Source organism: Cytobacillus oceanisediminis (assembly GCF_007830235.1).
GTDB lineage: Bacteria > Bacillota > Bacilli > Bacillales > Cytobacillaceae > Cytobacillus > Cytobacillus oceanisediminis.
The window spans coordinates 246,094-261,166 of the sequence record NZ_VLKI01000004.1 but is presented as its reverse complement, the minus strand read 5'-3'; the positions used below and the strand labels follow the sequence as shown (position 1 = coordinate 261,166).

Here is a 15,073-nt window from a genome sequence, read left to right as displayed (position 1 = left end):
TATTCAGATTACTTAATTTCCATTATCTTTACTAGTTTTTTAAATATTTCTACTACTTGATTATCCTTGAAGAATTTATCCTTTGCTGATTGAGTCAACAACTTTAAAAGACGGCGGCAGCAATTCATTCTCAGGAAGCTGCTGATAATCTCTCTCCATATATCCTTTTCTCATCTTTTCAAAGTATTTTTGACCTTTGCATTTTATTTCATCTAAATTAAGATTAGGTATTTTTCGGTCTTTCATTACTACATTCCCATTTATAATTGATAACTTTACATCTCTTCCGGTTCCACTTGCAATCATGGTTCGTATGGGATCATCTAAAATCCCCATATGAAATCCGTCTAAATCGATAGCAATGATATCTGCTTTTGCTCCAGCAGCAAGACGCCCCAAATCGTCCCTGCCAAGAAAATTCGCCGCGCCCAGTGTAGCCGCCCGGTAAAAATCAGCGTATGCTGAATCCTCAACTTCTTTATCTACTATCCGTGATAGCATGCTCCCTGTTCTTATATTTTGAAACATATCCGGAGGGAAGGTATCTGTTCCCAAAGCTAAATTGATTCCAGCCCTTTTATACTTCGCAAAGGATTCCATCGCCTGGCCATGCCTCCCAATAATTAAAGGACAATGAATAACAGTCGTATTTGTTTCCTTCAGCAGCGCCAAATCATCTCCCTCACCTGCTAGTGCCTCACTGTATCCGGAAATAAAATGAGCATGTGGAATTCCTGTTTTTTCCCCTAAAAATCCAAGATTATACAAATGCCTTATTGGGGTTACGCCATGGTTATTAATGATAGTATGATATTCAAAACTGCCTTGGGCTGCATGCAATTTGATCGGAACACCCAATTTATCACTATAATGTTTTGTCTGGATTAAACTTTCTTCCGTTTGACATTCAATCCGTTCAGGTGCAAGCATTCCCCTGACCAATCCATTAAAAGAGCCATCAATTTCCTCCACAAATCTTACAGCTCTTTCCAATCCTTTCCTTCCTGCATCTTCATCCCAATAAATCTTTATATTTCCATCACCCTGAACGACCCTAACCCCCGATTGATAACTTGGACCCAGATAAATCCGCAGTCCCAAGCTTGCTGCATGGCCGGCTGCCGAGGCTAGCTCCTCATATGTTTCTGCCCATCTCTTATAGTGCACAGAAGTAATTGGCATTGCCGTTGTAATACCATGAAGGATTAGCTGGGAATATGCATATAGGGATTTGAAAGCCTCTTCTTCCTCAGTCATAATTTCACGATGTCCCTGCTCAACATAACGCTCGGACCAAAGCAGATTTTTCTGTCTTGTCGTACTGGCTTCCATATGCAAAATGTCGTGATCAATATCTCCCAATGCATTTAAATCAATGAACCCCGGACTAATTAAGGCATTACCAACATCTATTACCTTATCAGCTTGACCTAAGTAATTTTTTCCAACATAGACAATCGTATGGCTTTCATATACAACCTCAGCATCTTCTAAAATGACATGATCTTCCCCATCATAACCGATAACATATTTTCCCTTTAGCTTGGTTTTCATTGGTTATCCCCTTTCGCCACAATAGAAGTCCAGTCTTCTTCGTTATAGTTGGTTCCATCAGCATAGCTACGTGTATGACCCCAAAAGTATTTCGTCTGCTGCATATATTTTTCGAGGCCAGCACGTTTAATTGTTGAAAAAGCCTCTTCATTTGCTTCGGCTAAAACTTTCCTTTCATCAACTGAACATGCATTTCGGCCTTTCATCACGATCTTGCCATCTACGATAACATGCTCTACATCATTAGCTGTAGCTTGATAGACAAGCCGGTGAATATGCATAAATTCAGGAGTTAAATGCGGCTGCTGCAGATTGACTGTAATGACATCGGCCTTTTTTCCAATTTCAAGAGAGCCAAGTTCATCGTCCCACCCAATGCATTTGGCAGCATCAATTGTAACCATCTCAAGAAGCTTTCCAGGCGGCAAGCAATATTCATCTCTATGGGCTGCCTGATGAATGAACTGTGTTTTCCTCATCGCTTGAAACATATCAAAACTGGTTGATGGAGAAGTTCCATCTGTTGAGATTGCAACCGTCGTTCCAAGCTCCAGTAATTCTATGATCGGTGTGCGGGCATGAATTTGAGAAAAACCCGGTGATGCACTCACATTCGTCCCTGTTTCTGCTAAAACTTTAGCCTCATCGAAAGATATCCCCCGGCAGTGCTGTAGATGAACATCCGGACCTAAAAGAGCATTCTCCCAATCCCGTACCGCTAAGTGAATCATCCCTCCAAAAGCATCAGAGTGAATCCTGGTATTATATTTTCTGGCAATCTCCCTTATTTTTTTGGCCTGGTAAAGATCATGCCCAGTTAATTTACGAAGCTTGGCAGGCGAGGTTGGACCCGAGGGTTCAACCGATGTAACGATTACAAAAGGTGTAATAAATGCTCTTGTCCGATCTTCATTTGCATGGTTTAATGCCTCAATTACCGCTTCTGCTCCATTTAACACTTCCTCGTAGGTTACATCTCTTGTAATTCTCTTACCGTCTATCCACCGGCTGAATAAATGTGGCCATGGCGGGTTGCAAGGCCCAGTGCACACAACCTCCCTAACACCGGTTTCAGCGTAAGCCTTTGCATGATTGATGGCAAAAATAGGGTCATCTGATCTTGGCATTGATCCAAGAACAGAGACACCCGTCGTTATACCCGCTTTTAATCGGTCAAGAGCAGAGAGCTTCCCTTCATAGTACCAAAAGTCATCTGTTACAAAGTGCTTATAGGTATTCGTCATAATCGGCATCCAAAAGTCAAGATTCTCCATGGCGATCGTCTTGAACATCGAGTGTCCGCCATGGCCATGAACATCTATTAACCCTGGTAAAATACAATGATGACTGCAGTCAATTATTTCCTTTGCCTCATACTTTTCAATTAGTTTTTCACTAGTATCCACATCCAGGATCCTGCTTCCATTTATCGCAACAGCTCCATCCTGGATCATCCGTCTATTTCGATCCATTGTAACGACCGTTCCATGAATCAGCAGTAAGTCAATCATTTCCTTCCTCCCTTCCCTTCCTCTTTATCTACAATTATAGGGAAGAAAGAAATATAGAACTTTCGGAATTATTACTTTTATTTAAACTATTTCTACCTTTTTTTTCATAATTTATACTTGTAAAGATATAATAATTTCTAAAATTAGGTGTCTTCCCTTTGATTTACTTTTCTTATCAATTCTTCATATAAAACACGGGCGTGATTATGGATCGGGTCTTTCGCGGCATATAGTAAGGTGACCTTATTCACTTTGGATATATTGGCTAACTCTTCTATCTTGCGGATCTTCTCTTCCTGCGTACGTAGCTCAATTAGATATTTTTCCCGAAACTCATTAAAAAGTTCAGGTATATGATTAAACGCTTTTCTTAGCTCGCTGCTTGGTGCAATATCCTTTTCCCAAGCAGATAGGCGTGCAGCCTCTTTCTTTATTCCCCGCGGCCAAAGCCGGTCGACTAATACACGGTAGCCGTCATCTTCTTCAAGTAGATCGTAAATTCTCTTTATAAAAATTGCTGCCATTTGCAAGCACCTCTTCCAGAACGGTTCCTTATTAATATTTTTCGTTTCCATATCTATTGTGATTTGCTATTATTTTACTATAAACACACTATACAAATTTTTCTAATTCCATGAAACGTGAGGTGTAAGAAATTTGACAGGTACAATTGCAGTCATTATGATTTTCTCCATTCCCATTATCGGCATCCTGACTTTTCATACACAAAGACTGGCAAAAATTAAACATAACATGATTAAAGATGAAATCACCCTGGAAAAGCTGAAACAGGAAAACTTCCTGCTTGAAACGGAAAAAATGAAGCTTGAACTTGAGCAAATCAAAATGGAAAACACCCATGATAAAACGAATATTATATAACTTTTTTTAGTGCTTTCTTCGGGCCTCTTTTTTCCGCCTCCAAAGGAACGGTAAATAAAATATCCTGCTGAATCTATCAAAGTAACCTCCTTCCAATCCTTAATAAAACACATATTTTGATAAAGCGGTGGTATGAAGATAATAATAATAAAAATGGAAAGCGAGTTTGCTTAAGAACAAAGGCGCATAATAAAATCCCCTTCTTTTCAGGAGGGGATTTTATTATTATATATTCTCGATAATTTTCCTGGCAGTGCTAGCCCCGTTTTCGATACAGTCTGGTATACCGACCCCGTAATAGGAGCAGCCGGCAAGCCATACTCCCGGGTAATCCTCAGCCAGCATGCATTCAAGTGCAGCCACCGTTTTCGGATGGGTGATTAGGTAGTTTGGCATTTTTTCGGTCCAATTGGTCACTTCGCTTGCTGCAGGCTCAGCCTTAATGCCTAGGCTTTTTTCTATATCAGCCAAAGCCACCTGCAGAAGTTCTTCTTTATTCATTTCCTTTAGAGATGCAAATGCCGGATGGCTGCTTTTATAAAATACTCTTACAAGCAGATTGCCGCTTTCAGATGTGTGCTGCCACTTGCGGCTTGTCCATGTGCAGGCATTGCATGTTAATTCATCGGTATTTGCAACGATAAAACCTGTACCGTCAGCTGGAAGCTCGCTGTCCGGTATATTAAAAGCCACATAAATGGAAATAAGCGAACTATTTTTGAGACCGCTAAACTCCTTTTCAATCCCTTGGTCATCGAACAGCTTTTCAGCTGTATTATGGGGGATGCTGAGCACGATATGATCTGCTTCCAGACTTTCCCCATTGGTAAAAGTAACCCTGTATCTGCCATCTGCTTTTTCAATTTTGGCTGCCTGGGTATTTTTCAAAATTTCGGCACCATTCAATTTTTCTTCATAAGCACGAATCAGTGCATCCAGGCCGTTTTTAAAGGAAAGAAATTTCTTTCCTCCGCCACTCTGGAATGCTTTTCGGTTTTCTTCAAACCCCTTAATGATGCTGCCGTACTTCTCTTTATAGTCGAACACTTGCGGTAGGGTAGAAGCAAGTGTCAAGTCGCTGAGATCACCGGAATAAACTCCGGAAAGCACAGGCGCGATTTGTTTCTCGACCAATTCTTTTCCGAAAAAGTGCTCCAAAAATTCGCCGATGGAATCATTCTTCGTAAAACCTTCATTTTTCGTATAAAAATCCTTTAGCGCTGCAACTTTACCTTCTGCAGACACAAGGGTCGTTTTTGCCAGTGATTCAACGCTGGCTGGAATCCCGAATACAGAATCTGCCGGAATGAGCTTTAGCTTTCCATCGCTGTATATATACGAACGCCCCGCTGCGTTATAAACGAGCTCTTCTTCCAAACCAAGCTCTTGGATAAAATTCATCTCATTGGCTTTACGGGCAACAATCGAATCGGCGCCCGCTTCCATCATAAAGCCGCCTTCCCTGACTGTGCGAATTTTACCGCCCAGCTGTGCTGATGATTCTGCCAGCACAAGCCTTATATCGGATTGATTTTCTTTTTTCCATTTATTCAATTCGTACATAGCGGACAGCCCTGTAACCCCGCCACCAATGACCAATACTGTTTTCACCTGTACACACCTCTATTTACATCCAATTCATATATAAAGTGTACCACATAATATCTGGATGAAAGAATGTGATGGTTTGTCGAAATGATGAATATATATTAGGAAAGGGGGGAGTGCACATGAAGCATTCAGTCCTTACGATGAACCTGCTTCGATATTCAGTATCATACGTTTTTATCGTATCCGGTTTTATGAAGCTGATCAGCGCGGAAACAGGCAATGCTTTTGTGAATCTGGGGCTTCCCTATCCCGAACTTCTCATGCATGTTGTCGCTTTTCTAGAAATCGTATGCGGTGTATTAATTCTTTTTAATAAAAGTGCTAAAAACGCAGTCATTCCACTTATCTGCATTATGATAGCAGCCATTATCCTGACAAAAATGCCAGCTCTTGATTCAGGTTTTATGCCTTTTGCCTTTGACGCCAGGCTGGATGTCATCATGCTTGTACTGCTTTTCATTTTATATAGGCAATCTAGGTAAGCAGAACAGATTTTATTAAGGAATGCTGATAGGACGGGAAGTGACCGATATATTTGAAAAAGTGACCGATAAAATAAAAATCTGACCGATATATCGAAAAAGTGACCGATAAAATAAAAATCTGACCGATATATCAAAAAAGTGACCGATTTATTTAAAATCTGACCGATAAACAGGGGAAAGTGACCGATATATCCGAAACACCCTATAAATTTCATGAGAGAATCCCTTCCAAATAGATGTTTAGATTTAGAACGAAATAAAGAAAAAACGGAGAACTCAGCCTCTCCGCTTTTTTCATTTCCGAAACCAATTCGCATGCTCATCCATATGCAAAAATGGAATGTCCGTATTAACTTCTCCAGTTATCCGATCGAACTCGACATCCTGCCCGCCAAGCCACTTGGAAAAATCAAATTTTATCGGCTTCCGATCTCCACCTAATGAGAACCAGGCCTGCATCTCCATTGGCAGGTAAGCGGATGTATGGATCGTCCCAGCCCAGCTGCCATAAAGATCGGAAAAAACGCCTTTGTCTGTATCATTTAGAAGCCGGAAAGCATCACGGGCGCTTAAAGGCTGCTCCTGGCGGATTTTCATCACATCCAGCCTTCGCTTACTATCAACCAGATGGTTCCGGTTTTCATGCTTCATAATTTCAAAATGGTTCGTGCAGGCAGTTGTCTGGCGGATTTCTACTCCCCGGGGAGAGGTTTCCACCGCATAAGTCTCACCGCTTCGGTCGTATACCACATAAGTAAAAGAGTGGCGATGCGGAATTTCCTTAAGCATATCGACCGCTTCATGGACATTGGCACATGACTCCAGTATAAGCCTGCCAATCATACAGCATATAAAACCATCCCCCGGATTTTTCCGGTTCATAAAGTTATAGCCAATCACAAGCCCTTTTTCATTCATGCCATCCATCCGGCCCGTCACCCGCTGGCTGGGTCCCATCATCGCATAGCCCTGATCTGTTGGCTGATAAAAGGTATAACGCCCCTCATATGTTTTTGGATGATAATCATAATTTCGGATCAGGTAGTCTTCACCAGTCATAATTGAACAGCCTGATCGGACATAATCCAATCGATAGCCTCCAAACTCTTTTAGTACCCTTTCCATGGGCCACCCTAGTGCTTCCTGCAATCCAAGCAGTTCATCCCAAATGCCAGGCGCGAACCTAGTAATCGCCTTCCTCACTTCACCCTCATTAATCGAGAAGCGCGGCTTTCTCACCTTCCATTGATCCTCGCGGTTTTTTACAGACAGTGAATCCTTTAACCTCTCTCCTTGCATATATCCAAAATCAAAGTGGGTACCCCGAAATTGTATAATATCGCTGTAAATCTTCTTCAAAACAAATCCCTCTTCTTTTATTTTCTTTTGTTAAGGATATATGAAGAGTAACTGAAAATCTAGCAGACGGACCTGCCTAGAAAATATAAAAACTGATCCGCAGCCCACCTGCGAATCAGCCAATTTATTTATCATCTACAATTATATAAGTAGCCCTTACCGGTCCATGTACGCCGACAATTAAATTCATTTCAATATCAGCGCTATTGCTTGGACCTGAAATAAAATTCACGCAAGACGGAACAAGCTCTCCATTTTCAACTTTATTATGGATGTGTTTTGCAACCTGGGTCATCCTTGGAACAATGGTGCTTTTCGGGATGATAGCAAAATAGATGACAGGAAGAAGGCTAACCGCACGCCCCTTCCCTTTATCGCTGAATAAAACAACGGTCCCAGACTCTGCAAGTGTGGCATCACTGAAGGTAATCCCGATGTCCGCTGTCGCCGAGAAGGCGAGATTCTCTTCGCCCCCCTCTTGATCCCAGACTCGAACCGCGATTTCTTCTTCATTTAATTCTTTCGGAAGACCGGATAATCCAAATTCTTCAAAACGCGGATCATCCCATGTTACCACAGATTTTCCGCCATATTCCTTAATCAGGTGCGTAATCAGTGCAGGCAGTTCTGATGAGACTGTTTCATGTACATCTGTATGGATAAGCAAGCATTGTTTTTTCAGTACCTCCACAAGCTCATCCTGGGTTGCTCCTTTTAGGACACCCCATTGGGGATTATGGTCCCATTCAGGCCTCTCAACCTGATGGCGGCGCTCCCTCCCCAAATTTTTCGCAAGGTTATCAAGGAAAGAATTACGATTATAAACTTGTCCAGCTGCCATCATTCTCCCCTCTCTTTCTTTCTCTTTTTATACAAATCCCTAAATCGGTCTTTCTTAGGTGCCGGGAAATCGCGGATCTCCGTCCAGTTTTTCAGCGGGCCTGGCCCATCAGAAATTTTATCATCCTTGACAAACGCTCCTAGAGCTTTCGGGGCAAGCCTTGACCCAATATTATACATGGAAGGTGAAGCCGTCCCCATGCTGAACGCCTTCATTGATATGTTTTCAAAAACAGGTGCTTTTCCCTCTTTTTCAACAATTCCCTGACGGTGGCGAAGCAAATGTTCATGCAGAGGGATTTTCACCGGGCAGGCTTCCGTACAGGCTGCACATAAAGTAGAAGCATATGGCAGCTCCTTATATTCGTCATATCCTCCTAAAAGTGGAGTCAATACTGCTCCCACTGGTCCCGGATAAATCGACCCATATGAATGTCCCCCTACATGGCGATATACCGGGCACACATTAATGCAAGCTGCACAACGGATGCAGTGCAGGATAGACTGGAATGCAGTTCCAAGAATTTTAGACCGGCCGTTATCTACAATAACAAGATGGAATTCCTCAGGGCCATCCACTTCTCCCACTTGTTTTGGACCTGTTAATGCGGTAATGTAGCTTGTCAGCTTTTGACCTACTGCAGCACGGGTCAGCAGGCTCACAAGAACCTCCATCTCTTCCCAAGTTGGTACGATCCGCTCCATCCCCATCACCGTGATTTGTGTTTTCGGGATGGTTGTGACCATTCGCGCGTTCCCTTCGTTCGTTACGAGGGAAATCGTTCCTGATTCAGCAATGGCGAAATTGCAGCCTGTAATTCCGATATCTGCCTGCAAAAACTCCTCACGCAGCTTTTCCCTTGCAAACAATGCAAGCTCCTCCGGCTTTTCTGTCTTATCATAGCCCAGCTTATCCCTGAAAACGTCACGGATCTGCTCTTTGTTTTTATGCAGGGCCGGGGTAACAATATGGGACGGTGGATCATGATCATCCACTTGCAGAATCCATTCTCCAAGATCGCTTTCAATCACTTCACAGCCGGCATTTTCAAGCGCTTCATTCATATTGATTTCTTCTGTTACCATCGACTTGGACTTAACAACTTTCTTGCCATTGTTCTTTTTCACGACATTAGTAATATACTCATTTGCTTCTTCTGCGGTTTCAGCGAAAAAAACATGTCCGCCGCGCTTTGTCACATTCTCGCTCAGAAGCTCCAGATAATAATCAAGATTTTCAATGGTATGAGTCCGAATTTCCTCACCAAGCTTCCGCCAGTCTTCCCAGTTCCCCAATTCTTCAGCAGCATTTAACCTTCCGCTGCGAAAACGTCCCTGGGCAGAGGAAACCGCTCCACGCATAAATAAATCGCCTATTCCGTCCGAGACACGTTCTTTAAAGGGTTTCTCCCCTATTTTCATAGCCAATTATGCTTCCCCCTTCTCTATCTGCTGTTTAATACAGAGGCTATATGCATCACCTTTATCGGCTTTCCTTTTCGGTCAATACGCCCCCCAATATTCATTAAGCAGCCGCAGTCGGCTCCTACTAAAATTTCTGCTCCAGAATCTTCAACACTCTGGACCTTTTCATCTACCATTTGCTCGGAGATTTCGGACATTTTTACTGAGAAAGTTCCGCCAAAGCCGCAGCAATTATAATTATGTGGGAGCGGTTTCATTTCCAGGCCATCCACTTTGTTTAATAGTTTCATTGGCGCTTCCTTTACACCCAATAATCTTGTCATATGGCAGGATGTGTGGTAAGTTGCTTTACCATTAAGCTTTGCCCCTACATCCTCCACTCCTAAAACATCCACAATAAACTGTGTAAGTTCATACGTCTTATCCGCTAATTTCTGGGCACGAGGTTCCCATACCGGGTCTCCCTTAAAGACATGTGGATACTCTCTAAACATAGTTCCGCATGATCCGGAGGGAGTAACAACATACTCTGAATGCTCAAAAACATTAATCATATGCTTCATCGATTCTTTTGCTTTATCTACATAGCCGCTGTTATACGCCGGCTGTCCGCAGCAAGTCTGCATTTCCGGAAAATCGACTTCACATCCGAGCCTTTCAAGCAATTCCACTGTATCCAACCCAACATCCGTCTGAAAAATATCTATTAAACAGGTTACAAATAATGATACTTTCATAGGTCTCACCTTTTCTTTCTTCAGGTAAATTCAAATTTTGCCATTCATTTAACTATATACAGTCTAAGCCTTTACTACCGCCTAGTCAACAGGTCATCTGATGACTTTAACGAAATAGAGCAAGCTCCCTCAATGGGAGCTCGCCAAATTTCATTACGCTGTTTTCCTCAACTGCTTAGCTTCCATTCTATTTTGCTTCTGGCCTTTGGCAATAAGCGCTACAATGAATCCAGCCACAACAGCAAGTATGACGGTTCCAATATTCAAGCCAATTCCGTTAATGGCCACATAGCCAATTCCGCCTGCAAAAATAACGTAGAAGGTCATTGGAATCAGCGTTTTTCTTATCAGATTCCCTTCCTTGCCTATTAATCCGGCAGAAGAAGAAGCTGCGACGACGTTGTGCACACAAATCATATTTCCGGCTGCACCGCCGACAGCCTGCAAAGCAACAATGGTTGCTGGTGCTGCAAGGATATTATCAGCTACACCAAATTGGAATAAAGAGAACATCATGTTACTAACTGTATTGCTTCCTGCTGCGAACGCCCCGATTGCACCAATTGCTGGTGCCGCAAGCGGCCAATAGCTTCCAAATATATTTGATATTCCCTCTGCCAACGCAAGAGGCATGCTTGTATAATCAGCAGCATTGATGCCAGAGTTGATAAACACCTGTACCATTGGAACTGCGAAAATCAGGGCAGCCATTGCACTAACAATCGTTTTAAAAGAGTCCTTTACTGCACGTCCATACTCTTTCATATTCATCTTAAATATAAAGATTGATAGCAGTGAAACAACAATAAATATGAACCCTGGAAGATTCAATGGTTTCGATTCAACTGTAATCGCCGTTCCAAATAAACTTTCAAACCTGATGACCAAGGCTTGGAGCCATGCGGAGAACGGCAAATATTTCAATCGTGTTAAAACTAATAAAATAGCTACTAATAGATATGGCAGCCACGCAGCCATGAATGATACTTGCTTCTTTGGTTTTTCCGATTCGTCTACCTGAAGTGAACCAGTCCATGACGGATCCCAAGTGCCTTTTTCGTCAAAATCCCATGATTTTTCAGGAATAAACAATCCTTTTTTAGCAGCAGGCACGACAATGGCTAAGCCTATTAAACCGCCAATCAGGGATGGAAACTCCGGTCCAAGAAGGTTTGCTACTAAAGCATACGGAACTGTAAATGCCAAACCTGCAAAAATAGCAAACTTCCAAATTGCCAATCCTTCTGCAATCGATTTATTTTTTCCGAAGAAGTAAGTCAGCATTGTCACCATAAATAGAGGAATAAATATGCCTATAACTCCGTGAATAAGGGCAACTTGTCCGCCAATTCCATTTATGTAAGCATCAAAAGTCGTTCCTTGTTCAGCAATATAGCTTTGAACTAATGGTGAATCCTTTAAACCGGAATTAACACCTATTAGAATGGGCGTACCCACAGCACCGTATGAAACTGGCGTAGATTGCAGGATAAGCGCAACCATAACGGCTCCCATTGCAGGAAAACCAATTGCGACCAAGAGAGGTCCCACAATTGTAGCAGGTGCCCCCCAGCCGGCTGCACCTTCAAGGAAGGATCCAAACAGCCAGCAGACGATAATGGTCTGAACACGGCGGTCCGGCGAAATGCTCATAAACCCTTTACGGATTGTAAAAATGGCACCGCTTTTTTTTAATGTGTTTAAAAGAAGAATTGCACCAAATACGATCACTCCCACTTCCAGCGCTGTCACAACCCCTTTAACCCCGGCTGCAGCAACCTGATTTCCGGGCACTTCCCAAATAAACATGGCCATAATAATCGTTAGAACCAACGATACTGGCATAGCCCTCTTAGCCGGCCATCTTAAAATAACCAAAAATAAAAAGACTGAAACGATAGGCAATGTTGCAATTAAAGCCAGTGTACCAATATTCAAATACCTCTTCCCCTTTCATGCTGAAAAATTTCTTCTCCCTTTGAACTAATCATATTAACAGGTCATCTGATGACTTTATTATAATAAACAGTATAATTAAAACGCTTTCATATCTCAATAGTATTTTTTAAAAATTTTAAAAATAAAGCCCGACCGTTAAAAGGCATCTTAACGGTTGGGCTCTTTTTACTTACACTTCTATTTCATGAAAATATTTCATCAATACTTCTTCCACACTTTGGAGATGCTCGAGCAATAACCTTTGTGCCTTAGCCCCGTCCCTTTGTTCTAATGCTTCATAAATGCTTGAATGCTCGTGGGTTAGACGGCCCAATGTGGATTTTTCAGAATAAAGCCATAACCGGCGCGTTTCTCTCATAGTAGTAACCATCATTTCCGATACATTATTCATAAGGCTGATCAGCAAATCATTTTGTGATGCTTTTGCAATGGCCATATGGAAACGAAAATCTGCCTCTTCCCCTAATTCTTCATCATTGGCATTTTTCATCTGTTCAAGCGCCTCTTTGATTTCGCTAAGCTGATCTTCCGTCCATCTTAACGCTGCAGCTTCCACTGCCCCGACCTCCAAGATCCGGCGGACCTCCAGCAGATTTTTCACATCATCCTTTTTCATTAAAACAGCTATTTGCACAGGCAGTTTGAGCATATTGGAATTGAACTCGCGGACATAAGTCCCTTCTCCCTGATGCATTTCCACCAGCCCCATAGCCCGCAGTGCACTTAATGCCTCCCGGACTGCTGAACGGCCAACCTGGAAATTTTCCGCCAGCTGCTGCACCGAATCCAGCTTATCCCCGGGCTTCAATTCCCCTGACTTAATCATATCCATAATGGCCTCAGCCACTTCTTCATATATTTTACGCGGTTTAATTCGTTTATAATTCAACAGTGTTCACCTCGTTATGTATCTACTTATGATTCTATAGTAATATTGGTGAAGCGACAACGGCTAATTTGTAAGCGGTTCCTTTGAATAGAACAAATAGGGCGTCCTCAAAGTATAGCTTTTGGACACCCTCTTTTGATAAAACAATAGCTATAAAAGGTACATATGCATGATGCTTATCGATGAATATGACATCTCTTATCTGGCTGGCTTTCGCTATGGGGAAAGTTGAATTTATTTCTTCCACTAACTGGTCATTTTCAGGAAATGGAGCTGATTTCCCTGGATAAAACCAATAAATCCATATTGACTACTTTACGGAACAGCATCATGAATAGTTTCAGAAAAAAGCTAATTAGTTGCATTACGATTTTAAATCGCCTAAGATTAAATCGCACACGATACAAAACCTTATTCAGGAGGATTCTTTATGACAACTGTTTATGATTTTGAGGTTAAAAAAACAAATGATGAACTGAAATCTTTGAAAGACTACGAAGGAAAGCCATTGCTTATTGTCAACACTGCAAGCAAATGCGGATTAACCCCACAATTCAAGGGGCTTCAGGAACTATATGAAAAGTACAAGGACAGTGGCTTGGAGATCCTGGGCTTTCCTTGCGATCAGTTTAATAACCAGGAATTTGATAACATTAGTGAAACAACAGAATTTTGCCAGATCAACTACGGTGTAACCTTCCCGATTTTCGCGAAAATCGATGTAAATGGAGATAACGCCGACCCTTTATTTGTTTTTCTAAAAGAACAGAAAAAAGGACTCCTATCGAAGAACATCAAGTGGAATTTCACAAAATTTCTTGTGGACCCCAAAGGCAATGTTGTTGAACGATATGCTCCAACAACGGAGCCAGGAAAAATTGAGGACGATATAAAGAAAGTAATATAATTACTACTAAATTTTCAGGTGATCATGTGAAAGATTTTTTAACACTGGACAAACAGCTTTGCTTTGCAGTTTATGAAACAGCAGGCGAATTTACCAAATTGTATACAAGCGCTCTTCAGCCATTCGGCTTGACTTATCCCCAGTACCTTGTCCTTTTAGCACTTTGGGAAAAAGACGGAGTAACCGCAAAGGAGCTTGGAGAAAGACTAAATCTGGGAACTGGAACCCTCACGCCAATGATTGCAAGGATGGCATCAAATGGCTGGCTCCGGAAAGAAAGGTCCAAAACAGATGAACGAAAAATAAATATTTATTTGCAGGATAAAGCCCGCCAAGAAAAACATCCTATTACCCAAAAAGTCAGCGAAACCATCCAAACGTGCCGAATTGAGCTGGAGGAATATGAACAGCTGATGATGCAGCTTGGGACACTGCGAAGGAAGGTAAAGGGGCGGATTTAGGGAAAGCAAGAGTACCTCACTAAACTGGGGTACTCTTTTTATACCTCTACGTTTAATAACCCCGAAAAAAGCCATATTAAGTATAGGTTAAATCGGAAAGGAGCATAAACGATGGATTTTTTACCACGAGAACAGATCATCAATGCATTACAGGAGCCGTTACAATCCTACATATCCAAATATGGGATTGATGACATTGGGATTTTTGAGGAAGAAGGCCAGGATAACCAATACTATATGGGCTACACAGTGAAAAAATCAGGAAAAACTTATCATATACATAGCCCGTATACCAAGAATGATAATGGCGGCTTAGCCCCTGTAAAAAATGAGTGGACGGTTGAAACCGATGAGCCCCAAAAAGATGATCGAAGGGGATTTAACGATTTAGATCAAGCTTTCCGGGAGATTTAAATTTTAGTAATAAAGGTTTATGAACCCTTTTGGACTATA

The 15,073-nt window shown here is 41.9% G+C and carries 15 protein-coding genes; 5 read left to right on the top strand and 10 right to left on the bottom strand.

Translation table 11 applies throughout. The features are described from left to right. Positions 1 to 75 precede the first annotated feature (75 nt). The 3 genes from IQ19_RS09900 to IQ19_RS09890 all read right to left on the bottom strand — a co-directional run bounded on the left by IQ19_RS09900 (position 76) and on the right by IQ19_RS09890 (position 3,589). Entirely contained in the window at positions 76 to 1,554 is a 1,479-nt protein-coding gene (locus IQ19_RS09900) for an amidohydrolase family protein (RefSeq protein ID WP_144542266.1), read from the bottom strand. Further along, positions 1,551 to 3,065, bottom strand: coding sequence for an amidohydrolase family protein (locus IQ19_RS09895; protein ID WP_144542265.1), 1,515 nt, complete (start codon positions 3,063 to 3,065; stop codon positions 1,551 to 1,553). The genes IQ19_RS09900 and IQ19_RS09895 overlap by 4 nt, the downstream gene beginning before the upstream one ends. A 143-nt stretch (positions 3,066 to 3,208) precedes the next feature. After that, entirely contained in the window at positions 3,209 to 3,589 is a 381-nt protein-coding gene (locus IQ19_RS09890; protein WP_144542264.1) for a DUF488 domain-containing protein, read from the bottom strand. A 133-nt stretch (positions 3,590 to 3,722) separates the two neighbouring features. On the opposite strand from IQ19_RS09890, the gene IQ19_RS09885 reads away from it, so the two are divergent. Next, positions 3,723 to 3,947 carry a hypothetical protein gene (locus tag IQ19_RS09885; protein ID WP_144542263.1) on the top strand — a complete coding sequence of 75 codons (225 nt, stop codon included), beginning with the start codon at positions 3,723 to 3,725 and terminating at the stop codon, positions 3,945 to 3,947. 225 nt (positions 3,948 to 4,172) lie between these two features. On the opposite strand, the gene hemG is transcribed toward IQ19_RS09885, so the two are convergent. Further along, positions 4,173 to 5,558, bottom strand: coding sequence for a protoporphyrinogen oxidase (gene hemG, locus IQ19_RS09880; protein WP_144542262.1), 1,386 nt, complete (start codon positions 5,556 to 5,558; stop codon positions 4,173 to 4,175). Positions 5,559 to 5,677: 119 nt separating this feature from the next. Between hemG and IQ19_RS09875 the strand changes: the two genes are divergently transcribed. Then, positions 5,678 to 6,040, top strand: coding sequence for a DoxX family protein (locus IQ19_RS09875; protein ID WP_144542261.1), 363 nt, complete (start codon positions 5,678 to 5,680; stop codon positions 6,038 to 6,040). A 297-nt stretch (positions 6,041 to 6,337) separates the two neighbouring features. Here the strand turns inward: IQ19_RS09875 and IQ19_RS09870 are convergent, their stop codons facing one another. From IQ19_RS09870 to IQ19_RS09845, 6 genes are all read right to left on the bottom strand, one after another. Beyond that, entirely contained in the window at positions 6,338 to 7,402 is a 1,065-nt protein-coding gene (locus IQ19_RS09870; RefSeq protein WP_144542260.1) for a C45 family autoproteolytic acyltransferase/hydrolase, read from the bottom strand. Positions 7,403 to 7,526: 124 nt separating this feature from the next. Next, a complete protein-coding gene (locus tag IQ19_RS09865; protein ID WP_144542345.1) occupies positions 7,527 to 8,243 on the bottom strand; it encodes a LutC/YkgG family protein in 717 nt (238 codons plus the stop codon). Further along, positions 8,243 to 9,670: a LutB/LldF family L-lactate oxidation iron-sulfur protein gene (locus IQ19_RS09860; protein ID WP_144542259.1), complete on the bottom strand. Its 1,428-nt coding sequence runs from the start codon at positions 9,668 to 9,670 to the stop codon at positions 8,243 to 8,245. Before IQ19_RS09860 ends, IQ19_RS09865 begins: the two co-directional genes overlap by 1 nt. Positions 9,671 to 9,687: 17 nt before the next feature. Then, the gene (locus tag IQ19_RS09855) at positions 9,688 to 10,404 is read right to left on the bottom strand and encodes a (Fe-S)-binding protein (protein WP_144542258.1); all 717 of its coding nucleotides are present in this window, start codon (positions 10,402 to 10,404) and stop codon (positions 9,688 to 9,690) included. A gap of 153 nt (positions 10,405 to 10,557) precedes the next feature. Continuing rightward, positions 10,558 to 12,342, bottom strand: a complete 1,785-nt coding sequence (locus IQ19_RS09850; protein ID WP_144542257.1) for an L-lactate permease — start codon at positions 12,340 to 12,342, stop codon at positions 10,558 to 10,560. A 190-nt stretch (positions 12,343 to 12,532) separates the two neighbouring features. Next, positions 12,533 to 13,252, bottom strand: a complete 720-nt coding sequence (locus tag IQ19_RS09845; protein ID WP_144542256.1) for a FadR/GntR family transcriptional regulator — start codon at positions 13,250 to 13,252, stop codon at positions 12,533 to 12,535. 430 nt (positions 13,253 to 13,682) lie between these two features. Between IQ19_RS09845 and IQ19_RS09840 the strand changes: the two genes are divergently transcribed. From IQ19_RS09840 to IQ19_RS09830, 3 genes are all read left to right on the top strand, one after another. Then, positions 13,683 to 14,159, top strand: a complete 477-nt coding sequence (locus IQ19_RS09840; protein ID WP_144542255.1) for a glutathione peroxidase — start codon at positions 13,683 to 13,685, stop codon at positions 14,157 to 14,159. Positions 14,160 to 14,185: 26 nt separating this feature from the next. Continuing rightward, a complete protein-coding gene (locus tag IQ19_RS09835) occupies positions 14,186 to 14,620 on the top strand; it encodes a MarR family winged helix-turn-helix transcriptional regulator (RefSeq protein WP_144542254.1) in 435 nt (144 codons plus the stop codon). A gap of 111 nt (positions 14,621 to 14,731) precedes the next feature. Beyond that, positions 14,732 to 15,034 (top strand): DUF5634 family protein, encoded by a 303-nt coding sequence (locus IQ19_RS09830; RefSeq protein WP_144542253.1) that lies wholly within the window; start codon positions 14,732 to 14,734, stop codon positions 15,032 to 15,034. The last annotated feature ends 39 nt before the right edge of the window (positions 15,035 to 15,073 follow it).